Below are 20,870 nucleotides of genomic sequence, written 5' to 3'. Positions count from 1 at the left end.
TCCTGGAAGGCCTTTGACCGGCGGCGCCGCCTTAGGATGGTAGCGCGCTCTCGACTCTTCGCATGCAGATCGGCGCGCCGGCGGCGAACTTGAATGGCCGGGCGCCGCCTGGCCTGCCGCTACAATCGCAGGTCCTGCCGTCCGTATCCGCCATGCTCACCGACTCCCTCAAGGACGCCATCCGCGCCGCCTATGCGCGGCTCAAGGACGGGCTGCCCGGCTTCCGCCCGCGTGCGGCGCAGACGCAGATGATCGCGGCGGTGGCGCGCGCGCTCGCCGCGGAGGGCGGGGTGGCGGCGATCGAGGCGCCGACCGGCACCGGCAAGTCGATGGCCTATCTCGTCGCCGGGCTGGCGGCGGCGCAGGCGCGGCAGAAGAAGCTGCTGGTCGCCACCGCCACCGTGGCGCTGCAGGAGCAGCTGGTCGAGCGCGACATCCCGCAGCTGCTCGCGCTCACCGGCCAGACGGCGCGGGTGACCCTGGCCAAGGGCATGGGCCGCTATTTGTGCGTGCGCAACCTGCGCCTGGCCATCGCCGGGCTGGACCAGCACCAGTCGGCGCTAGACCTGGGCGAGGAGTTCACCGGCTGGACGCAGCCGCCGAAGGAAGCCGAGCGTACGGCGCTCGAGGCGCTCGCCGCCGCCTTCGAATCCGGCCGCTGGCAGGGCGACCTGGACCAGACCCCGGTGCCCCTCGGCGGCAGCCTGCGGCCGATGCTGGCGACCACGGCCGGCGGCTGCAGCGGGCGGCGCTGCGCGTATTTCGCGGTCTGTCCGCTGATCGCCGCGCGGCGCGCGATCGGCGAGGCCGACCTCATCGTCGCCAACCAGGATCTGGTGCTGGCCGACCTCACCCTGGCCAATGGCGAGGGCGGCTTCGGCGGCGTGCTGCTGCCGGCGCCCGAAGACACGCTGTACGTGTTCGACGAGGCCCACCACCTGCCGGGCAAGGCGGTCGAGCGCGGCGCGAGCGAGGTGCACCTGGGCGCCGCGCTGCGCCAGCTCGGCCGGCTGGTCCGCCAGGCGCACGCGGCCTACGCCTTCACCGACAAGCCGCGGCTGGGGCGGCTGGATCTGGAGGCGGCCGAGGCGCGCCTGCTGGAATTCACCGAGGCGCTGGAAGGGCTCGAGCGCGAGATCCGCCTGCTGTGGGTGCCCGATCCCACCGAACGCGAGCCGATCTATCGCGGCTCGCTCGGCCAGTTGCCCGACGCCTGGGTGGCGCAGGCGCGGCTGCTGCATCGCCTGGGCGGCGAACTGCTGCGCTGGCTGACCGCGGTGCGTCGCGCGGTGGTCGAGATGAGCGAGAGCGGCCCGACCCGCGACACCCTGGCGCGCGAGCTTGGCCTGGCGCTGGAGCGGCTCGACCGCCAGTGCCGGACCTGGCGCGCCTGGAGCACGCCCGACGCCGAGGGCGCGGTGCCGCTGGCGCGCTGGGTGACCCTGGGCGCCGACCAGCAGCTCGTCTGCCACGCTTCGGCGGTGTCTGCCGCCACGCTGCTGCGCGCGGTGCTGTGGGAACAGGCGGCGGCGGTGGTGCTGACCTCCGCCACGCTGAGCATCGGCGGCCAGTTCCGCGCCTTCGCCGATGCCGTCGGCCTGCCCGACGAGGCGGCCACGCTGAGTCTGCCCTCGCCGTTCGACCTCACCGCGCAGGCCACCTTGGAGGTCCCCGCGCTCGGTGCCTTGCCCGACGACCGCGAGGCACACGCGCGCGCGGTGAGCGGCTGGCTCGCCGAGCGGCTCGACTGGCGGGCCGGCAACCTGGTGCTGTTCACCGCGCGCAGCAAGCTCGAGCGGGTGCTGCAGCTGCTGCCGCTGGACAAGCTGCGCAAGGTGCGCGTGCAAGGCACCTTGCCCAAGGCGCAGCTCCTGGCCGAGCACGCCGCCGCGGTCGAGGCCGGCACCGGCAGCACGCTGTTCGGGCTGGCCAGCTTCGGCGAGGGTCTGGACCTGCCCGGACGGCTGTGCGAGACGGTGGTGATCACCCAGCTGCCCTTCGCCGTGCCCACCGACCCGGTCGGCGCCACCTATGCCGAATGGCTGGAAACCCGCGGCCGCAATCCGTTCCTGGAAGTGAGCGTGCCGGAGGCCACGCGCCTGCTGGTGCAGTACTGCGGCCGGCTGATCCGCAGCGAGGCCGATCGCGGCCGCATCGTGCTGCTCGACCGCCGCGTGCTCACCCGCCGCTACGGCGCCGGCATGCTGCGCGCGCTGCCGCCGTTCCGCCGCGTGCTCGAGCCGGGCTGAGCGCTCAGCGCCGGTCGCCGGCCGGCGCGCCGGTGGCGCGCAGCGGCGCCAGCGATTCGAACTTGTGCTGGTATTCGTCGGTCACCTGGCGGGCCTCCTCGCTGCTGGTGATCACCCGCGGGGTGATCAGCACGATCAGCTCGGTGCGGTTGCGGTTGCGGTCGGTGCCGCCGAACAGCCGGCCGACCACCGGCAGGCGGTTGAGGCCGGGGATGCCGGTGTCGGTCTGGCCCTCGTTCTGCTGGATCAGGCCGCCGAGCAGCACGGTCTGGCCGCTCTGCACCGCGATCTGGGTACTCATCGAGCGGGCCGACACCGCCGGGTTGCCGTTGTTGACGCGCGAATAGTCCGGCGTGCTCACCACCTGCTGCACGTTGAGATAGACCAGGCCGCCCGGATTGACCCGCGGCTGCACCGCCAGCTGCACGCCGGTGGTGAGGTAGTTCACCTCGTTGAAGGTGCTGCTGGTGCCGATGGTGGAGACGCTGGTCTGGTTGATCGGCACCTGATCGCCGACGTTGATCGCCGCGACCTGGTTGTTGAGCACCACCAGCGAGGGCGCCGACAGCGTCTTGGTGTTGCCGCTCACCTCGATGGCGTGCAGCGCCACCTGCAGGTCGTGGTTGATGAAGGAATAGAAGAATCCGTCGCCGTTCGGGTTGTAGGTGGCGCCGCCGCGGCCCAGCGCCCACTGCTGCTGGTTGCCCGGCTGGCCCGGCGTGACCACCACGTTGCCGTTGGCGTCCACGCTCTGGGTGTTGCCGACCAGCCCTTCCAGGTACCACTGCACGCCGAAGCTGAACTGGCCGGTCAGGCGCACCTCGAGGATGCGGGTTTCGATCTGCACCTGCAGCGGTACGTTGTCCAGGCGTTTGATCGCCGCCTCGATCTCGTCCCACTGCGAGGGCCGGGTGCGCACCAGGAGCTGGTTGCTGGCATCGACCGAGCTGATCCGGGTCATCCCGTCGCTGGAGCTGTACTGCTGGTCGCCGCCGCCGGTGGTCTGTCCCGGCATCGCGGGCTGGCCGGCCAGCCCGGCGGTGATCATGCCGCCGCCGCTGCCGGTATCGCGACCCTCGCCGCCGGCCGGCACGCCGGCGGTGGCGTTGCCGTAGCCGCCATTCAGGCCGCCGGCGCCGCCATTCATCCCGCCGCTGCCGTTGAGTCCGCCCGGATTGCCGAAACCGCCGGCCAGGCTGCCCATGGCGGTGCCGCCGGCGAGGGTCGCGGCGTTCAGTCCGGGGCCGACCTGGCCCGCCGCGGCGCCGCCGCCCGCGCCGGCCCCGCTGGCGTAGATCTGCGCCAGATAACGGGCGAGGTCGGAGGCCTTGACGTTGCGGACGTCATAGACGAACAGCTGCGGCTCGTTGCCGCCGCCGCGGTCGATCTGCGCGATCCACTGGCCGACCTCGGTCAGGTAGTCCGGCTGCGTGCTGATCACCACCAGCGCATTGGTGCGCTCGATCGGCAGGAAGCGCAGCATGCCGGCGAGCGGGGTGTCGCCGTTCTTGCCGAACATGGCCTCGAGCCGGGGCACCAGGTCGGTGACGTTGGCGCGCTGCAGGCTGAACACGCCCACCGACATGCCGCGCAGCCAGTCGACGTCGAAGGTGCGGATGGTGCGCTGGTAGTTGTCCAGTTCCTCGGGCGTGCCGGCGAGCACCAGCAGATTGCGCGCGGGGTCGACCAGCAGCACCGAGTCGGGCCGCGCGAACGGCTTGATCAGCTTCTGCATCTCGGCCGCGCCGATGTAGCGCAGCGGGAACAGCCGCGCGGCCAGGCCTGCCGCCGGCGGCGGCGCGGCCAGGCCCGGCACCAGGTTGCCGGCCACCGCCTCCTTGGCCGGCATCACCACGTAGCCGTCGCCGCGCTGGACCAGCGCGTTGCCAGTCCAGGACAGCAGCATCTCCAGGATCGGCAGCGCCTGGTCGGCCGTCACCGGTTGCGCGGTGGCGAAGGAGACGTTGCCCTGCACGCCGGGGACGATGGTGTAGTTCTTCTTCAGCAGATCGCCGAGGATGGCCTTCACCACCGCCTGCACCGGCTGGTTCTCGAAATTGAGCGTGACCGTGCCCGCGCCGCCCGGCGCGCCGCGCGGCGTGGCCAGCGGTACCGGCTGGATGAAGCGCCCGCTACCGCGCTGGATCTCCGGCGCGGCGTTGCCGGCGCCGCTCGGCCCGTAGCGCTGGTCGAGTGGCAGCGGCGCAGGCGGCGGCAGTTCGGTGCCGGCCATCGCCTCGCGCTGCAGGGCGCCGTCGTCGCGCGGTTGCGGCAGATTCGCGCAGCCGCTGGCGAGGACCAGCAGAAAGACCGGCAGGGCGCGGGCCAGAGGCTTGAAAAAAGGCGGCATGGATCAGCGTTCTCCGGCGGGGGCTGGCGGGGTGTCTGGGAGGGCGCGGCGTTGGCGCAGGCTGGCCTTGAGCCGCTCCAGGCGCGCAGCCTCATCGTCGGCGGCCGCCCGCGGCGGGCGCGCCTCGCGGCGGTCCGGGCTGTCGCCGCCGGCCACCACCATCGAGGTCGTGCCCGGTGCCGCCGACGGGGGCGGCGACACGGCGGCGCTCGGCGGCGGCGTGCGTGAGGGCGGATCGATCGGCGCCCCGGCCGGCAGGGTGAGCGCCAACCGGCCACCGGGCCCCTCGAAGATCGCCGCCCGCGGTTCGAGTGCGACCAGGGTGGCGCTGCCGTCGGGCAGGGCCTCGCCCTCGCGCACGCGCACCTGGACGTCGTCGCGGCCGCGCAGCAGCGCCATGTGCAGGCCGGGGGTGAGGATGATGCCGGTGAGCGCGAGCTCGCCGAGGCTCTGCGCCTCGGTACCGCGCAGTTGCGGACGGCGCTGCGGGTCGAACAGCGGGTGCGTCCACACGGCGGCATAGCGCTCGAGCGGCGGCGGGCGCGGCAGCGTGGCGGTGCGCCCCGGTGCGGCCTGCGGCGCCACCGTGGTGCGCGGCGGGTCCCAGTGCACGCTGCGGCCGAGGCCGGCAAGGCCGGCGAGCCAGAAGCCGCCGAGCGCGACGGCGAGGATCGCCAGCGGCAGGCTCAGCCGTCTTTGCGTGGCTGCGTTCATGGCGCGGCACCGGGCGCGGCTGCGGCCGCAGGGCGCGCCGGGCGCAGGTAGCCGGAAAGCGCGAACTGCACCTCCAGCGGCGCGCCGGCCCGTTCCTGCGCCGCCACCGGATTGCGGTAGATGCTGAGCTCGTCGACGAACAGGTACGGCGTGCCGTGCTCGAGTTCGTACAGCACCGCGGCCAGCGGTTCGATGTCGCAGCGCAGGCCGATGGTGACCACGGCCTTGCGGTAAGGCTCGCCCGCGCCCGCCGGGAGGGTCGGCAGCGGCATTTTCTGGGTGACCTCGCAGCCGCCCTGGCGCGCCTGCGCGGCGGTGACGTCCAGCACGCGCTGCATCAGGCCAGCGTTGGCGGCGGCGCCGTCCTCCTCGGGCAGGAAGGCCGCGCTCGCGGCCTGCCCGGCGCCGAGCGCGGCAAGGCGTTTTTGCAGCAGCGGCTTCTCGGCGATGGCGGCCAGATAGCGGCCGTGGGCGTCGCGCAGCGCGTCCATCTCGGCGTCGATCGCACGCAGCGGCGCCACCAGCCAGCCGTGCAGCGTCAGCAGGTAGCCGAGCGCCAGCGCGAGCAGCAGCAAGAATACGGCGGCGATGCGTCGTTCGCGCGGACCAGGAGTCTTCACGGCGTGGCTCCCGGGGAACCTTGCGCCGGCTGGCGCAGGTGCGCGAGCAGGTAGAAACGGTCCCTGCCGGTCGTCGGATCGGGCTGGATGCTGCCCTGGAAGTTAGGGTCGGCGATCAGCGGGGAATCCTTCAGCGCGTCGATCAGGCGCATGGCCTGCTGCGCCTGGCCCTGCAAGGCCAGCTGGCCGCCTGCATCGAGGCTCAGCCGTTCCAGCCAGGCGTTGGGCGGCAGGCGCTGGGTGAGCTCGTCGAGCAGGGCGAGCCGGCTGGTGGCCTGCCGCTTGCGTTCGAGCAGGAAACCGGCGGCGCCGACCTCGTCCTGCCACTGCTGGCGCAGTGCCGCCACGGTCTGGGCCTGGGCGCGCAGCGCGGCCACCTCCTCGCGCATCTGCGCCAGCGCGGCCTCGCGGTTGTGGCGCCACTGGCCGAGGCCGAGCACCAGCAGGACCGCGCACAGCGCCGCCAGCCCCAGGTTGAGCCGCAACCGCGGCCGCGGATGGCGAGGTGCCTGACCGGCCGGCAGCAGATCCACGCCCAGCCGACCGTCGCCGCTGGCGACGTCCACCGCATCGACGGCGATACCGGCCGTGCGCAGCGCCGCCAGCTGGGCGTCGAGGATGCCACGCGGCACCGCCACCAGCTCGACGGCCAGCCGTCCGGGCGGTGCGGCGGCCGGCAGGACGCGCAGCGTGTAATACACCTGCTCGACACGGAACGGTGTCTGCCGGTCCATCTCGAAGGCGCCGACCTGGTGCAGATCCGCCGCCGCGGCGCGGGGCAGCGACAGCACGCGGCGCAGCACGCGCGCGGGCGGCAACAGCAGCGCCAGGCGCCGGTCGCCGGCCTCCACGTCGGCCATGGCTCCGGCCAGCCGCGCCTGCACGTCGGCGCTGGGGGCCTCGGCCGGCCAGCGCGCGAGCGGCGTCGCCGCACCGTCGCGGCGCAGCCGCCAGTCGTCCGCTGCCTGCTCCAGCAGGAACCACACCGCGCCGTCGGTCAGCGCGCGGCGGATCGGCGCCGGCAGCAGCTGCCGCAGCTCGCCGCCCCACCAGCGCAGGAAGGCCGGCACCGGCGAGGCACGCCAGAGCCGCCGCGCGCGTGCCAGCGGCGGCTGCAGCGAGCGCATGACCGTGTTCATTCCCCGTCGTCCTCCCGCCAATGCAAGATCGCGTACGGCTGCGCCCCGGACCTGCCCCCCTGCAGGCGTACCGTGGCGCGCAGGACCGCGCGCGTGCCGTCGGCCAGCGTGGCTTCGGCACGGATACTATGCGTGACGCCGGACATCGCGGCCAGCGGGGCGGTCGCCGCTTGCTGCCGCTGCGACGTCAGCTGCGCGATCTGCGCGGCGGTCATGCCCGGAATCGCGGCCAGCGCGAGCGGCGAGGCGCTCGCCGGTTCCGGCGCGGCGCGGCCGGACCAGATCGTGATGTCGTCGGCGAGGCGGGCATACAGCCCGGCGGTCATGCCCGGCACCTGCTGCAACTCCTCCAGGCTCGCAAACGGCGCATGACGCGCGGTCGCACCGGCCGGTTCACCGCCGGCCGTGGGCGGCGAGCGCCAGGCGACCACCGCGGCGGCCAGCGGCCCGGCCTGCGCGGCGGTCGCGCCGGCGGCCTGGAACAGGGCCGCCAGCACTTCCGGCTGGGCGGCATTGAGATCGACCTTGCCGCTCTCGTCGACCACGCCGACCCGCACGCGCGCGCCGTCGAAGGCGACTTCATAGGGCCGTCCGTCGGCGATCCAGCGCCGGCGCGGCTCCGGGTCGGTCAAGGCGTAGATCGCCCGCGCCAGTCCCGCCTCGGCCGCATAGTGGGCCTGCGTCTGCGCGAACTGGTAGCGCGCCTGCAGGCCTTCGGTGCGTGCGAGCACCGCATAGCCGCCGAGCAGGATGGCCAGCAGCGTGCATGCCCACAGCACCACCAGCAGGGCGATGCCGCGTTGACTGCGCGGGCGGGTGGCGATGGCCCTCATCGCGCACCGCCCAGCGGACGCAGACGCTGCAGCAGCCCGGGACGGCCCAGGCTCGCGCCCGCATCCACCCGCAGCGGCGCCACCAGCGGCGGCCAGTGTTCGGGGGCGGGCGCCTTGAGTTCGATGCGCACCAGCGCGGGCAGCAGGCGGCCGTCGGGCCAGTCGGACTGCCAGTCACCCGGCTGCCCGCGGGCATCGACGCCGCGATAGGCGAACGCGCCCTCGTGCACGCCTTCCAGCAGCACTTCCGTGCGGCCCTGCGCGGGGGCGGCTTCGCCGCCGGTGGCCAGGGCGGCGAAGCGGATTTCCAGTCGCTGCCCGCCATGGCCGTCGTCGACCAGGGTCAGCGTCTGCAATTGCGGTCCGCGCTTGCCCAGATAGCCCGGCAGCGGCGCGACGAAACGCAGTTCGTGCGCGTTTCCGGAGAAGTACAGCGCATCGCCGCGTTCGTCGCGTCCGATCGGCTGCGCCATCGCCTGGGCCAGTTCGCGACGCAGGAAGGCCTGCGCCGCGCGGATGCGGTCGAGCCGGTCGATCGCCGCGGTGCCGGCGCGCACGCTCTGTGTCGCGGTGCGGATGCCGGCGTACACGCCGAGCAGCAGCAGTGCGAGCAGCGCCAGCGCGCCGAGCACCTCGAGCAGGCTGAAGCCGCGCGGCAGTCCAGGACCAGCGCGGTCGTGCCGGACCGTGGCCCGGCCAAGGCTGCCGCGACCGGTGGCCGCCCTCGCGCAGGCCATTGCAGGCGGGGCGGTGCAGGCCGTCGGCCTTGCCGGTTCGGCCGCCGCCATCACGGCATCTCCCCGGTCGTGGAGGCCACGCGCAGGGTGCTGAAGCGCGCCGTGCGCTCGTGCCCCTGCGCGCCCCAGCGCACGCGTAGCTCCAGGTGGTAGAGGCCCAGCGGCGTGTCCGGTGCCGCCGGTTCCTGCGCTGCCGCCGCCGGCCGCCACGGCCGCACGTCGAGCTGCCAGCGACAGTCATCGCCCAGGCGGCCGCCGAAGCTGCCGGTTCTGAGCGGCTCCAGCACGAAGGCGCCATCGAGCACGCTGCGTGCGCACAATGCGGCGCGGCTGTGGTCGCCGGCGTTGCCGGCCAGACGCAGCGCGCCGCCGGCGACCTGCATCAGCGCGGTGAAGGCCAGCGCGAGCAGCAGCATCGCCGCCACCATTTCCAGCAGGCTGAAGCCGCGCGCGCGCCTCATCGCACGACCGCGTCGTCACCGACGCCGACCGCGCCGGTGAGCCATGCCACGTCGATGCGCCAGCGCCGTGCCCCGTGCGCGAGGACGATGTGGCCGCCGGTGGAGCTGCCATCGGGAAAGAAGCGGATGCGGCCGGTGTGCGCGTCGGGCTGGTCCTCGCGCGCGCTGGTGATCGACACCCGCATGCCGGCCGGCAGAGCCACGATGCGGCCGTCGGCGCCGCGGTAGCTGGCGTCGCGCACGTCCAGCTCGAAGCCCTGCGCGCGACCTTGCACGATCGCCTGCGCACGGGTGGCACGCAAGGCGGCGGCCAGCTCGCCGCTGGCCGCGCGTACGCGCGCGCCGGCCAGACCCTGGGTCACCGACACCGACACCGCTACGGCGGCGATGCCGATCAGCGCGATCACGGCGAGCATTTCCAGCAGCGTGAAGCCCCGCGCGCGGCGAGTCGCGCCGGCGGGCGGTTGCCGGCTTGCTGCATCGAAGACGACGATCGATGTCGCGGTCATCAGGATCCGTCGCGCCTTACTGCCAGTTGCCGACGTCCGCGTCGTAGCCCTCGCCGCCGGGCTTGCCGTCCTGGCCGTAGAAGACGAGATCGAAGCTGCCATGCTCGCCCGGCGCCTTGTAGCCGAAGTCGTGGCCCCACGGGTCCTTGAGGTCGGACGGCTTGGCATACGGACCCTGCCAGTTGCCCGCGTTGGCCGGCTTGGTGACGAGGTCGCCGAGCTGCGCCGGTGGCGCGCCGTTGTCGAGCGCGTAGTTCTCGATTTTCTGCGCCAGCGTGGTGAGCTGCGCCTTGCCGGCGCCGTACTTGCCCTTGTCCACGTTCTTGCCGACCTGGGTCACCACCACCGCGCCGATGATGCCGATCAGCACGATCACCGCGAGCATCTCGAGCAGGGTGAAGCCGCCGGCGCGGCCGGTGGAACGAATGTGTTCGTGCTGCATGCTGGACCTCGTCATGTTGAACCGAAACGTTGCGCGCCGATTACTGGATGTTGCTGGTGAGGCTGAGCAGCGGCAGCAGGATCGCCGCCATGATGATCGCCACCAGCACGGTCATCGCGATGGTGAGCGCGGGCACCAGCGCGGCGAGCAGGCGATCGATCGCGCGCCGGCTCTCCAGCTCGAAGGTGTCGGCGACCTTGAGCAGCATCGTGTCGAGCTGGCCGGCTTCCTCGCCGACCTGCACCATCTGCAGCGCGAGCCGCGGGAAGCGCTGCGACTGCGCGAGCGCCAGGCCCAGCCCGGCGCCGCCCTTGACCGCTTCGGCGGCCTGCATGAGCGCCGCTTCCAGCGCGCGGTTGGCGGTGACCTGACGCGCGATGGCGAGCGCGGAAAGCAGCGGCACGCCGTTGACGAGCAGCGTGCCCAGCGTGCGCGCGATGCGCGCGGTCTCGATCTTGAGCAGCAGCGGACCGATGCCGCGCCGGCTCAGCAGCTTCGCGTGCCAGGCCAGCCGCGCGGCCGGGTCGCGCAGTCGCGCGCGCCACAGCAACGCACCGGCGATGGCGAGGATCGCCAGCAGCCAGCCCCATGTCTTGAGCACGTTGCCGAGCGCGAGCACGGCCTGCGTGATCAGCGGGATCGGCACCTGCATGTCCTCGAAGATCGGCACGAACTGCGGCACCACGTAGGCCAGCAGCAGCACCAGCGAGCCGAGCACGCCGACGAGCAGGAAGGCCGGGTAGATCAGCGCGTTGACGATGCTGCCCTTGAGCTGCTGCGCGCGCTCGAGGTAGTCGGCCAGGCGGCGCAGGGTGTCTTCCAGCGCGCCGCCGCTCTCGCCCGCGCGCACCAGCGCGACGTACAGGCGCGGGAACACGCCGTGCTCCTCCTCCAGCGCCTGCGACAGCGGCGCGCCGCCGCGCACGCGTTCGCGCACGCGCTCGACGAGCTGCTTCGCGCGTTCGCCCTCGGGCAGTTCGAGCAGCACGCCGAGCGCGCGATCCAGCGGCTGGCCGGCGCCGAGCAGGGTCGCCAGCTGATGGGTGAACTGGGCGAGCTGGTCGCCACTGAAGGGTCCGCGCCGGAACAGCGCGGCCAGCCCCGCGCCATCGTCGCCGACTGCGGCGGGACGCGCTTCCAGCGGCGTGTGGCCCTGGTCCTGCAGGCGCGCGACCACGTCCTCGACGCTGGCCGCTTCCATCGATCCGGCGAGCAGCTCGCCGGCGGCGCTGACGGCGCGATAGCGGAACTGCGCCACCTCAGCCCTCCTGCGTCACGCGCAGCACTTCTTCCAGCGTGGTGATGCCGGCGAGCGCCTTGGCGATGCCGTCCTCGTACATGCTGCGCATGCCTTCGGCGCGCGCCTGACGCTCGATCGCGCCGGCGTCGGCGCGCTGCATCACCAGCCGGCGCAGCGCATCGCTCATCACCAGGAACTCCATGATCGCGCGACGGCCGCGATAACCGGTTGGATTGGCCGCGCTCGGCACCGGCTTCCACAGGCGGATCGGTTGCCCTTGCGCATGGCGTTCCAGCTCGAACTGTTCGATGACTTCCGGCGCGGGCTCATAGGGCACCGCGGTGGCCGGATCGAGCCGGCGCACCAGCCGCTGGGCGAGGATGCCGTTGACGGTCGAGCCCAGCAGGTAATCCTCCACGCCCATGTCGAGCAGCCGGGTGACCGCGCCGGCGGCCGAGTTGGTGTGCAGCGTGGACAGCACCAGATGGCCGGTGAGCGCGGACTGGATGGCGATGCGGCAGGTTTCCAGATCGCGCATCTCGCCGATCATGATCACGTCCGGATCCTGGCGCATGATCGAGCGCAGCGCGTTGGCGAAGTCCAGCCCGATCTGCGGCTTCACCTGGATCTGGTTGATGCCCTCGAGCTGGTATTCCACCGGGTCTTCGACGGTGATGATCTTCACGTCCGGCGTGTTGATCTTGGAGAGCGCGGTGTACAGCGTGGTGCTCTTGCCCGAGCCGGTCGGGCCGGTCACCAGCAGGATGCCGTGCGGGCGTTCCAGCACGTCGACGAAGCGCGCGCGGAAGGCGTCGGTGAAGCCGAGCTCGGCGAAGTCGAAGGCCACCGTCTCGCGGTCGAGGATGCGCATCACCACCGATTCGCCGAAGCTGGTCGGCACGGTGGACACGCGCAGGTCGAGCTCCTTGCCCTGCACGCGCAACTGGATGCGGCCGTCCTGCGGCAGCCGGCGCTCGGCGATGTTGAGCCGCGCCATGATCTTCACCCGCGAGATCACCGCCGCGGTGCTCGAGGCCGGCGGCGCTTCCACCTCGTGCAGCACGCCATCGATGCGATAGCGCACCTTCAGGCGGTTCTCGAACGGCTCGACATGCACGTCCGAGGCGCGGCTCTCCACTGCGCGCTGCAGGATCAGGTTCACCAGCCGGATCACCGGCGCCTCGGAGGCGAGATCGCGCAGGTGCTCGACGTCCTCTTCCTCGGCGGCGCTGCCGTCGAGGTTCTCCACGATCGCGCCCATCGCCGAGCGTCCGCTGCCGTAGTAGCGCTCGATCAGTTCGTCGATCTCCGAACGCAGACCGATGCGCAGGCCGACCCGCTTGCCGGCGGCCAGCTCCACCGCCTGCAGCGGGTATGGGTCGGCCGGATCGGCGACCACCAGCGCGAGGCTGTCCTCGCCCTCGCGCACCGGCACCACGTGCTGCTGCTTGAGGAACCGCGGCGAGATTTCGAGTTCCGGCGGCGCCAGCACCGGCGCCTCGGCGGCGACGAGCAGCGGCGCGCCGAGCAGCTCCGACCAGGCCTGCGCGAGATCGCGTTCGGCGACCAGACCCAAGCGCGCGAGCAGCGCGGTGAGCGTGCCTTCGGGCGTTTCCTCGTGCAGCCGCCGCGCGCGCGCCAGGTCGCTTTCCTTCAACGCCCCACGCGCCACCAGCGCCGCGCACACCGCGGCCTCGCGCCCGTCCGCCGTGCCCGCCACGCAATCCACCCAGGCCGCTGCCGCCGATGTCGATCCCACCCCAACCACCTCGAATAGCCATTCGTCCGCCGGTTCCCCCGCCGGCGCAAGATGCTTAGTTAGCACATCCTGGCGATCGCTTGATGTCGGCTGTCTGGCGAAACGGCCGGCCAGGCTGGCCCGGCCGGCCGTCGTCTCACCAGCTGAAGCCGCCACCGATGCCGACCGAGCTCTCCGAGCCGGAAGCCGAGGCACCGACCGAGAAGCTGGCACGATTGTCGCGGAAGGCATGCTGGTAGCCCACCGCGATCGCCGACTGGCCGCCATAACGTCCGGCGCCCACGCCCATGCGGTTGTCGCCCGCGAGGCCCGCCGTGTTCATGCTCATCTGCGCCATCGCCGTGCCCATCGCACCGACGCGATCCAGCCGCCGGTCGACGTCGTGGAAGCGATCGTCGACCTGGTTGCGGAAGGTGTCGAACTCGCTGCGCCCGACCGTATTGGCGAACTTGCTGTCGGTATAGGCGCGCGACTGCTGCAGCGTCGCCACGTCACCGTTGTCGGCGTAGCTCTTGGCGGTCTCCAGCGCCTGCTGGGTGACTTCGTCGAGCTGGTCCACGTTGACCGCATCGTGCGCGGCCGTGCCGGCGGCGACGTTGACGATCCTGCGCTGCGTGCCGGCGTTGCCCACCGAGACCGTGTCCGTCTGGTCGGCGACCGCGCCCTGGCCCAGCGCCACCGCACCCTGTGCCGATGCGGAAGCGCCTTGTCCCAGCGCCGTGCCCGAGGCGGCCGACACCGTGGCACTCTCGCCCACCGCCACGGCATTGGTGGCGTCGGCCGTGATATGGGTGTTGGCGCCGACCGCCGTGCTGCCGTCGGCATCGATCCTGGCATGACCACCCAGGGCGGTATCGTTGGCGCCCGCCGCCTCACTGTCGCCGCCCACGGCGGTGGCGTGGTCACCGCCGCTCTTGGCCGAGGCGCCGATGGCCACGCCCCTGCTTCCCGCCGCCACCGATGCCTGATCGCTGGCGTCGTTGGTCGTATCGACGCCGATGGCACTCAGCTTCGCGGTGTCTTGCTGCAGGCCTCCGATTTGATCTTCGATGCCGGTGACGCGTCCATCCAGCACGCCGATGGCCGTGGTGTTGGCATCCACGCGGCTGCTGACCGCATCGAGCTGGCCCTTGTTCACCGCATCAGTCGCCGCCGTGCCTGCCGCCACATTGTGCAGTGTCGTGCCGGTGGGACCGGCGAAGGTCACCGCACGCTTGTCGGCGCCGTCGTACTTCACCGCGCTGGCGTCGGTCTGGCCCGCCTGCGCAGCCACCGCGTCGAGCTGGGACTTGTTGACGGCATCGGTCGCGGCCGTGCCGGCGGCGACGTTGGTGATACGGCGCTGACTCGACGAAGTCCCCACCGATACCGTATTGGCTTGATTGGCCACGGAGCCTGAGCCCAGGGCGACGCTGTTGGAAGCCGTCGCCTGAGCACTCTGGCCCACGGCGACGGCGTTCGAGGCCGTACCCCGGGCTCCATACCCCACCGCCACCGCGGTCGTACCCGTGGCTGCCGCGCTGTAGCCAAGTGCAGTGGACAACCGTCCCTGCGCCAGGCTGAATCCTCCCAAGGCCACGGCCCCGACATTCGTTGCACCGCTGTTGAGTCCGATGGAGATGGATTGCAGGCCGATGGCGCCGCCATAGCCGCCCGACTGCAATCCCATGCCGATCGCGTAGGCGCCTTCGGCATAGGCGCCGGCACCCACGGCCGTGGCCCCCTCGCCGACGACCACGGCATCGTTGCCGATGGCGGTGGCGGTGTCTGCGCCGGCATAGGCGGAGCCACCGACTGCGGTGGCTCCCGCGCCCTGCGCCCAGGCGCCGTTGCCGAGCGCACTGGCGTTGTCACCCAGGCTCACGGTCTGGTAGCCGAGGCCGAGCGCGCCGCGACCCTCGGCTGCGGCCAGCGAACCGATCGCGATCGCGCCCTCGCCCTGCGCCTCGGTGGCCAGGTAGTTGTTGGCCGGATCGGCATCGCCGCCGCCGATGGCGATGCTGCCGCGGTCCGATGCCTGGGCGTTGGCGCCGAGCGCCACGCTGTTGTAACCGGCGGCGCCGGCATTGTTGCCGCCGGCGAAGGCGCCCTGTCCGGTCGCGTAGGCCAGCGAGCCGACTGCGGTGCTGTCGATTCCATCCGCACCGGCTCCCGCACCAAGCGCCGTCGCGCCGTAGACCGAGGCAAAGGTGGCATAGGGCGTGCCGTCGTAGTCGATATAGACCCCGCCCACCGCGGTGCTCGCCTCGCCGCTGGCGCTGGCGCCATCCCCGAGCGCCACCGCTTCGGCGGCGGCCTGGGCACGGGCACCCAGGGCAGTGCCTCCGGCCTGTGCCGAGGCCGCCGGGCCGCAGACGAAGGCGTTGGTGCCGGTGGCCGTCCCCGTGCCGGCACTGAGCGTGCACAGCGTTGGTGGCTGGTCCTGTGTCTGGGCCCATGCCTGGCCGGCGGGGCACAGCATTGCCGCACCGGCTGCGCAGGCCAGGGCGAGGGCCGCGCCGGTACGCCCGCCCTTGCCGCGCTGCGTGGCGAATTCGGAAGCCACCACCAGCGCGCCCTTGCGGGCATTCCAAACCTTGCTGAAAACCTTGTTCATAGGACTCTCCTTGGGAGCAACGTGCGGACGCGACCCCGCCGGGGCCGGTCGCAAGCAATGCAGGCAACGGCCGGCAGGCCATGGCTGCCGGCGACGGGTTTTTTAGATTTGAGGACAGGTCACGCCGACGGCGGCGAACGCCGCGGTCACGTCCGCGACGCCGTAACCTCGATCACCCGCGGCCCGTTGCACGCCGCAGGCGCCGCTGGCGAAGGTCTCGCGCGGCCCCCAGTACAGCGCGTTGGCATCGTGGAAGACTTCGAACGCCTTGCGCGTGTTCCAGCCGCTGGTCTTGGCCAGGGTGCAGAAGGCGCGGTTGTACACGCCGCTTGAGTAATGCACGTCCAGCCCGTCGTAATAGGCGCCGGCGTTGTCGATCGACTGGCCGTCGCGGCTCGGCGTGCACATGTCGCGCAGCGCCGGCATGCCGAGCAGAGGAACCGTGGCGGGCTTGACCATGTCGGCGCCGACCAGGAAATCGTTGACGCCGCGGTCGTAGTACTTCACCGCCTCGCCGGCCATGTCCGAGAACGCCTCGTTCATGCCGCCGGATTGGCCGACGTATTCCAGAGCCGCGTGCTGTTCGGTGAAGCCGTGGCTGATCTCGTGGCCGGTCACGTCCAGCACCACGAATGGATAGAAGTACTGGTCGCCGTCGCCGAACACCATCTCGCTGCCATCCCAGAAGGCGTTCTCGTAGTTGGTGCCGTAGTGCACCCACATCGACAGCTGCATGGGCGTGCCGGCATCGGTGACCAGCGGCGATTCGCCGAACCAGTCCTGATACATGTCGTGCACCACGCCGCCGAAATGGTGCGCGTCGTTCACCGGCGAGAAGGCGCCGTTGATGGCATCGCCCGAACTCACCCAGCGGGTGGAATCGTTGCCCGCGCAGCCGAATGACCACTGCACGACCCGCTGACCGCCGGCGAGGTTGTAGGTGCTGACGTCGGCATCCTGCAGATAGCAGGTATTGCCGGTGCGCTGCGCGGGCAGAAGCTCATGTCCGGCACCGATGCCGTCGTAGTGATAGAGCCCGGTCAGTTCGTTGCCGCCGGGCCCGGTGGCTTCCACCGGCACCGGCGTAGAGGTATCGGGCGGGCGGCGGCCGGTGGTCAGGCCTTCCCACGTGGACAGAATGTCGCCGGAATTGGCATCCACCAGCGCGGTGGGTCGCGACAGCCGGTTGCCGGCCCAGACCCGGTAGGAAACGCGGTAGACCAGGCGCGCCTTGGCGGCATCCGGATAGATGAAGAGCGTCCCCTGCTCGCCCTCGCTGGGCAGCGCCGTGTGCCCCAGGCGCGCCTTCAGGGCCGCCTGCGCCTGGCTCGCGCTGAGCCGTGCCCGGGTGCTTGGCAGATCCAGCGGCAGACCGCCTGCAGCCAGGCCTTCCACGCCGACGATGCTGCCGTCCGTGGCGCGTTCCACCACGAGGTGTCGACCATAGACCGGCAAGCCGGCGAATTGCTGCTGCAGTCGCGTCTTGACCGTGTTGTGCGCGGTGCGCACATGCGCCGTCGCGGTCAGGGTGGTGCCGGCATCCAGACCGAGCCGTCGGGGCAGATCGGTGTCGGGCGATTGGCCGAGCTTGCCGGCATGGATGCGGATGGACACCGCTGCGGAAGCTGCGAACGGAATAGTCAACCCCAGTGCGGCGAGCAGGGCGCCGGCGAGTCGTTTGCGTGGCATGTGTGCAAACCCTTCGTAGTGGACAGACCATGCCGCCCCCGAGTCTGCGGCCTTCTCCGCTTGCGCCCATGGCGTGCGGAAGCCTTGAGCTAATAGCAGTGGTTGTCACCCGCCACAATTTCCATTTTTCCAAGTAGCGGCGCGCAAGCCTCGTGGCGCGCCCTGCGGGTGGGGATAATGGCGCTTTTGGCGATACGGCTTATGTCCATGCAGCTCGTCGACATCGGTGCCAACCTCACGCATGAATCGTTCCGGCAGGATCTCGACGCGGTGCTCGCGCGGGCTCGCGCGCACGGGGTGACGCGGATGCTGGTCACCGGCGCTTCCCGCGCGAGCAGCGAGCAGGCGCTTGCGCTGGCGCACGCGCATCCGGGCATGCTGTGGGCGACCGCCGGGGTGCACCCGCATCACGCGCTCGATTACGACGAGGCCACCCACGCGAGGCTGCGCGAGCTCGCGGGCGACCGCGCCGTGCGCGCGATCGGCGAGACCGGCCTGGACTACTACCGCAACTATGCGCCGCGCGATGCACAGCACGCGGCGTTCGAGCGCCAGCTGGAACTGGCCGCGGAACTGCATCTGCCGCTCTTTCTGCATCAGCGCGACGCGCACGCCGATTTCCTGGCGCAGCTCAAGCGCTATCGCGACCGCGTGCCCGGCGCGGTGGTGCATTGCTTCACCGACACCCGCGAGGCCTTGTTCGACTATCTGGACTTAGGCTGCCACATCGGCATCACCGGCTGGATCTGCGACGAGCGGCGCGGCACGCATCTGCGCGAGCTGGTGCGCGAGATTCCCGCCGACCGGCTGATGATCGAGACCGACGCGCCCTATCTGTTGCCGCGCACGGTGCGCCCGCCGCCCGCGCACCGGCGCAACGAGCCGATGTATCTGGCCCACATCTGCGCGGAGATCGCCCGCGACCGCGGCGAGAGCGTGGAGGTCACCGCCGCGCACAGCACGGCCAACGCGATCGCCTTCTTTGGGCTGCGCTGAAGGTCAGGGCCCCGCGTTCAGGCGTGTGGGCGCCGCAGCATGGAAGCCTCGCGCGCCAGCTGCTCGATGCCGGCCCAGTCGCCGGCGGCGAGCCGCTCCGGCGGTACCAGCCAGGAGCCGCCCACGCACAGCACGTTGGGCAGGGCGAGGAAATCCGGCGCGTTGGCCAGGCCAATGCCGCCGGTCGGGCAGAAGCGCAGCTGCGGCAGCGGGCTCGCCCAGGCGCCGAGCAGCTTGACGCCGCCGGCCGGCACGGCGGGAAAGAACTTCAGGTGCCGGTAGCCGCGCTCGAGCAGGATCATCGCCTCGCTCGCGGTGGCGACGCCGGGCAGCAGCGGCAGCGCGCTGTCGTCGGCGGCGTCGAGCAGGCCGGGGGCGGCGCCGGGCGAGACGGCGAAGCGCGCGCCGGCGCGTTCGGCGGCGGCCAGGTCATGCCCGGAGAGCACGGTGCCGACGCCGACCACCGCGCCTTCCACCTCCGCGGCGATCGCGCGGATCGCATCCAGCGCGGCCTGCGTGCGCAGCGTCACCTCGATCGCGCGGATGCCACCGGCGACCAGCGCGCGCGCCATCGGCACCGCGTGGCGCGCCTCGTCGATGATCACCACCGGGATCACCGGCGCGAGCTTCATCACCGCCTCGACACGGGTCTGTTTGTCTTGCATCGGCGTCATGTCAAAGCACTCCTGCGCCCTGGTCGGCGCTCATGGCGTTGTCGCGGAACAGCTTGAACAGTTCGCGGCCCATCCCGTGCTGGTGTGCGGAAAGATCGGCGGTGGCGGGTTCGCGCGCGGCCCAGGCGTCCGCATCGACGAGGACGTCCAGACGTCCATGCGCGGCATCGAGGCGGATCATGTCGCCGTCGCGGATCCTGGCGATCGCGCCGCCGGCGACGGCCTCCGGGGTCACGTGGATTGCCGCCGGCACGCGGCCGGAGGCGCCGGACATGCGCCCGTCGGTGAGCAGGGCGACGCGGTGGCCGCGATCCTGCAGCACGGCGAGTGTGGGCGTGAGCTTGTGCAGTTCCGGCATGCCGATCGCGCGCGGGCCCTGGAAGCGCACCACGGCGACGAAGTCGCGATCGAGCTCGCCACGCTCGAAGGCGCGGCGGACGTCGTCCTGGTCGTGGAAGACCACCGCCGGCGCCTCGATCAGCATGCGGTCCTCCGGCACCGAGGAAACCTTGATCACCGCGCGGCCGATGTTGCCGTCGAGCAGGCGCAGACCGCCATCGGCGCGGAACGGCTCGTCGATGCCGCGCAGCACGCCGCGGTTGCCGCTGGTCTTGGCGACCGGCGACCCCTTGAGCGCGCCGCCGTCGTCCAGCGCGGGCACCTGCGTATAGCGTTCGAGCCCGGGTCCGGCGACGGTGTGCACGTCCGCATGCAGCAGCCCGGCGGCAAGCAGCTGGTCGATCAGGAAGGCCATGCCGCCGGCGGCGTGGAACTGGTTCACGTCGGCATAGCCGTTGGGATACACCCGCGCCAGGAGCGGCACCGCGGCGGACAGCGCGTCGAAATCCTCCCAGCGCAGCTCGATGCCGGCCGCGCGCGCCATCGACACCAGGTGCAGCAGGTGGTTGGTAGAGCCGCCGGTGGCGTGCAGGCCGACCACGCCGTTGATGATGCTGCGCTCGTCGATCAGCCGGCCGAGCGGCAGATGCTCCGCGCCGTTCGGCTCGGCCATCGCCGCCACGCGCGCCACCGCCGCGGCGGTGAGCGCGTCGCGCAGCGGCGTGTCCGGTGCGACGAAGCTGGAGCCGGGCAGCTGCAGGCCCATGATCTCCATCAGCATCTGGTTGGAATTGGCGGTGCCGTAGAAGGTGCAGGTGCCGGGCGCGTGATACGAGGCCGCTTCCGCTTCGAGCAGCTCCTCGCGTGTGGCCTTGCCCTCGGCGTAGGCCTGGCGCACCTTGGACTTCTGCTCGTTGGGAATGCCGCTCGGCATCGGCCCGGATGGCACGAACGCGCCGGGCAGGTGGCCGAAGCTCATCGCCCCGATGAACAGCCCCGGCACGATCTTGTCGCAGATGCCGAGGTAAAGCGCGCCGTCGAACATGTCGTGCGAGAGCGCAATGGCGGTGGCCATGGCGACCACGTCGCGCGAGAACAGCGACAGCTCCATGCCCGCACGCCCTTGCGTGATGCCGTCGCACATCGCCGGCACGCCGCCGGCGACCTGCGCGGTGGCGCCATGCCGGCGCGCCATCTCGCGGATCAGTGCCGGATAGCGCTCGTAGGGCTGATGCGCCGAGAGCATGTCGTTGTAGGCGGTGACGATGCCGAGGTTCGGCCCGCGACCCTCGCGCAGCGCGGCCTTGTCGGGCGCGGCGCAGGCGGCGAAGCCGTGGGCGAGATTGCCGCACGACAGCGCGGCCCGCCGCGGCCCGTCGCTGCGTCCGGCGGCGTCGATGCGCTGCAAATAGGCCGCGCGCGTGGCGCGGCTGCGCTCGACGAGACGCCGGGTCACCTCGGCGACGGTGGGGTTTGGCTCGGTCATGAAAACGTCCAGAAAAAAGCAGATTGAAAAAAAGCAG

The 20,870-nt window shown here is 71.8% G+C and carries 17 protein-coding genes; 2 read left to right on the top strand and 15 right to left on the bottom strand.

The genetic code is table 11. The features are described 5' to 3' along the window. Positions 1-152 precede the first annotated feature (152 nt). On the top strand, positions 153-2,249 hold the full coding sequence (gene dinG, locus ALSL_RS12945; RefSeq protein ID WP_126539697.1) for an ATP-dependent DNA helicase DinG: 2,097 nt from the start codon (positions 153-155) through the stop codon (positions 2,247-2,249). A 4-nt stretch (positions 2,250-2,253) separates the two neighbouring features. On the opposite strand, the gene gspD is transcribed toward dinG, so the two are convergent. From gspD to ALSL_RS12880, 13 genes are all read right to left on the bottom strand, one after another. After that, on the bottom strand, positions 2,254-4,599 hold the full coding sequence (gene gspD, locus ALSL_RS12940) for a type II secretion system secretin GspD (protein WP_126539695.1): 2,346 nt from the start codon (positions 4,597-4,599) through the stop codon (positions 2,254-2,256). Between the two features lie 3 nt (positions 4,600-4,602). Beyond that, positions 4,603-5,313 (bottom strand): general secretion pathway protein GspN, encoded by a 711-nt coding sequence (locus ALSL_RS12935; RefSeq protein WP_126539693.1) that lies wholly within the window; start codon positions 5,311-5,313, stop codon positions 4,603-4,605. Beyond that, positions 5,310-5,933, bottom strand: coding sequence for a type II secretion system protein GspM (gspM, locus tag ALSL_RS12930; protein WP_126539691.1), 624 nt, complete (start codon positions 5,931-5,933; stop codon positions 5,310-5,312). The genes ALSL_RS12935 and gspM overlap by 4 nt, the downstream gene beginning before the upstream one ends. Beyond that, the gene (locus ALSL_RS12925) at positions 5,930-7,072 is read right to left on the bottom strand and encodes a PilN domain-containing protein (protein ID WP_126539689.1); all 1,143 of its coding nucleotides are present in this window, start codon (positions 7,070-7,072) and stop codon (positions 5,930-5,932) included. The genes gspM and ALSL_RS12925 overlap by 4 nt, the downstream gene beginning before the upstream one ends. Continuing rightward, positions 7,069-7,905, bottom strand: coding sequence for a type II secretion system minor pseudopilin (locus ALSL_RS12920; protein ID WP_126539687.1), 837 nt, complete (start codon positions 7,903-7,905; stop codon positions 7,069-7,071). Before ALSL_RS12920 ends, ALSL_RS12925 begins: the two co-directional genes overlap by 4 nt. After that, positions 7,902-8,693 (bottom strand): prepilin-type N-terminal cleavage/methylation domain-containing protein, encoded by a 792-nt coding sequence (locus ALSL_RS12915; RefSeq protein ID WP_231700235.1) that lies wholly within the window; start codon positions 8,691-8,693, stop codon positions 7,902-7,904. Before ALSL_RS12915 ends, ALSL_RS12920 begins: the two co-directional genes overlap by 4 nt. Then, a complete protein-coding gene (locus ALSL_RS12910) occupies positions 8,693-9,103 on the bottom strand; it encodes a prepilin-type N-terminal cleavage/methylation domain-containing protein (RefSeq protein ID WP_126539685.1) in 411 nt (136 codons plus the stop codon). Before ALSL_RS12910 ends, ALSL_RS12915 begins: the two co-directional genes overlap by 1 nt. Continuing rightward, positions 9,100-9,612, bottom strand: coding sequence for a GspH/FimT family pseudopilin (locus ALSL_RS12905; RefSeq protein ID WP_126539683.1), 513 nt, complete (start codon positions 9,610-9,612; stop codon positions 9,100-9,102). The genes ALSL_RS12910 and ALSL_RS12905 overlap by 4 nt, the downstream gene beginning before the upstream one ends. A 16-nt stretch (positions 9,613-9,628) precedes the next feature. Beyond that, on the bottom strand, positions 9,629-10,054 hold the full coding sequence (gene gspG, locus ALSL_RS12900; protein ID WP_126539682.1) for a type II secretion system major pseudopilin GspG: 426 nt from the start codon (positions 10,052-10,054) through the stop codon (positions 9,629-9,631). A gap of 40 nt (positions 10,055-10,094) precedes the next feature. Beyond that, on the bottom strand, positions 10,095-11,312 hold the full coding sequence (gene gspF / locus ALSL_RS12895) for a type II secretion system inner membrane protein GspF (protein WP_126539680.1): 1,218 nt from the start codon (positions 11,310-11,312) through the stop codon (positions 10,095-10,097). A gap of 1 nt (position 11,313) precedes the next feature. Then, positions 11,314-13,023: a type II secretion system ATPase GspE gene (gene gspE / locus ALSL_RS12890; protein WP_126540272.1), complete on the bottom strand. Its 1,710-nt coding sequence runs from the start codon at positions 13,021-13,023 to the stop codon at positions 11,314-11,316. 166 nt (positions 13,024-13,189) lie between these two features. Then, entirely contained in the window at positions 13,190-15,649 is a 2,460-nt protein-coding gene (locus tag ALSL_RS12885) for an ESPR-type extended signal peptide-containing protein (RefSeq protein WP_126539678.1), read from the bottom strand. A gap of 102 nt (positions 15,650-15,751) precedes the next feature. Continuing rightward, the gene (locus ALSL_RS12880; RefSeq protein WP_126539676.1) at positions 15,752-17,338 is read right to left on the bottom strand and encodes a M4 family metallopeptidase; all 1,587 of its coding nucleotides are present in this window, start codon (positions 17,336-17,338) and stop codon (positions 15,752-15,754) included. Positions 17,339-17,545: 207 nt separating this feature from the next. Between ALSL_RS12880 and ALSL_RS12875 the strand changes: the two genes are divergently transcribed. Then, positions 17,546-18,334, top strand: coding sequence for a TatD family hydrolase (locus ALSL_RS12875; RefSeq protein WP_126539674.1), 789 nt, complete (start codon positions 17,546-17,548; stop codon positions 18,332-18,334). 17 nt (positions 18,335-18,351) lie between these two features. Here ALSL_RS12875 and ALSL_RS12870 read toward each other — a convergent pair whose 3' ends face one another. Both ALSL_RS12870 and edd read right to left on the bottom strand, forming a co-directional pair. Further along, entirely contained in the window at positions 18,352-18,999 is a 648-nt protein-coding gene (locus ALSL_RS12870) for a bifunctional 4-hydroxy-2-oxoglutarate aldolase/2-dehydro-3-deoxy-phosphogluconate aldolase (RefSeq protein WP_174928864.1), read from the bottom strand. A gap of 10 nt (positions 19,000-19,009) precedes the next feature. After that, entirely contained in the window at positions 19,010-20,833 is a 1,824-nt protein-coding gene (gene edd, locus ALSL_RS12865) for a phosphogluconate dehydratase (RefSeq protein WP_126539670.1), read from the bottom strand. Between the last annotated feature and the right edge of the window lie 37 nt (positions 20,834-20,870).

Origin of the sequence: Aerosticca soli (genome assembly GCF_003967035.1) — a bacterium.
Taxonomy (GTDB): domain Bacteria; phylum Pseudomonadota; class Gammaproteobacteria; order Xanthomonadales; family Rhodanobacteraceae; genus Aerosticca; species Aerosticca soli.
Note: the sequence above shows the minus strand (reverse complement) of the source record. Positions and strands in the feature narration are given on the sequence as shown.

Coding starts and splice junctions, on each gene's coding strand:
- edd (WP_126539670.1), bottom strand. CDS start 20,833: ATGACCGAGCCAAACCCCACCGTCGCCGAGGTGACCCGGCGTCTCGTC.
- gspD (WP_126539695.1), bottom strand. CDS start 4,599: ATGCCGCCTTTTTTCAAGCCTCTGGCCCGCGCCCTGCCGGTCTTTCTG.
- gspG (WP_126539682.1), bottom strand. CDS start 10,054: ATGCAGCACGAACACATTCGTTCCACCGGCCGCGCCGGCGGCTTCACC.
- ALSL_RS12915 (WP_231700235.1), bottom strand. CDS start 8,693: ATGGCGGCGGCCGAACCGGCAAGGCCGACGGCCTGCACCGCCCCGCCT.
- ALSL_RS12935 (WP_126539693.1), bottom strand. CDS start 5,313: ATGAACGCAGCCACGCAAAGACGGCTGAGCCTGCCGCTGGCGATCCTC.
- ALSL_RS12910 (WP_126539685.1), bottom strand. CDS start 9,103: ATGAGGCGCGCGCGCGGCTTCAGCCTGCTGGAAATGGTGGCGGCGATG.
- ALSL_RS12880 (WP_126539676.1), bottom strand. CDS start 17,338: ATGCCACGCAAACGACTCGCCGGCGCCCTGCTCGCCGCACTGGGGTTG.
- dinG (WP_126539697.1), top strand. CDS start 153: ATGCTCACCGACTCCCTCAAGGACGCCATCCGCGCCGCCTATGCGCGG.
- ALSL_RS12875 (WP_126539674.1), top strand. CDS start 17,546: ATGCAGCTCGTCGACATCGGTGCCAACCTCACGCATGAATCGTTCCGG.
- ALSL_RS12920 (WP_126539687.1), bottom strand. CDS start 7,905: ATGAGGGCCATCGCCACCCGCCCGCGCAGTCAACGCGGCATCGCCCTG.
- ALSL_RS12870 (WP_174928864.1), bottom strand. CDS start 18,999: ATGCAAGACAAACAGACCCGTGTCGAGGCGGTGATGAAGCTCGCGCCG.
- ALSL_RS12885 (WP_126539678.1), bottom strand. CDS start 15,649: ATGAACAAGGTTTTCAGCAAGGTTTGGAATGCCCGCAAGGGCGCGCTG.
- ALSL_RS12905 (WP_126539683.1), bottom strand. CDS start 9,612: ATGACCGCGACATCGATCGTCGTCTTCGATGCAGCAAGCCGGCAACCG.
- ALSL_RS12925 (WP_126539689.1), bottom strand. CDS start 7,072: ATGAACACGGTCATGCGCTCGCTGCAGCCGCCGCTGGCACGCGCGCGG.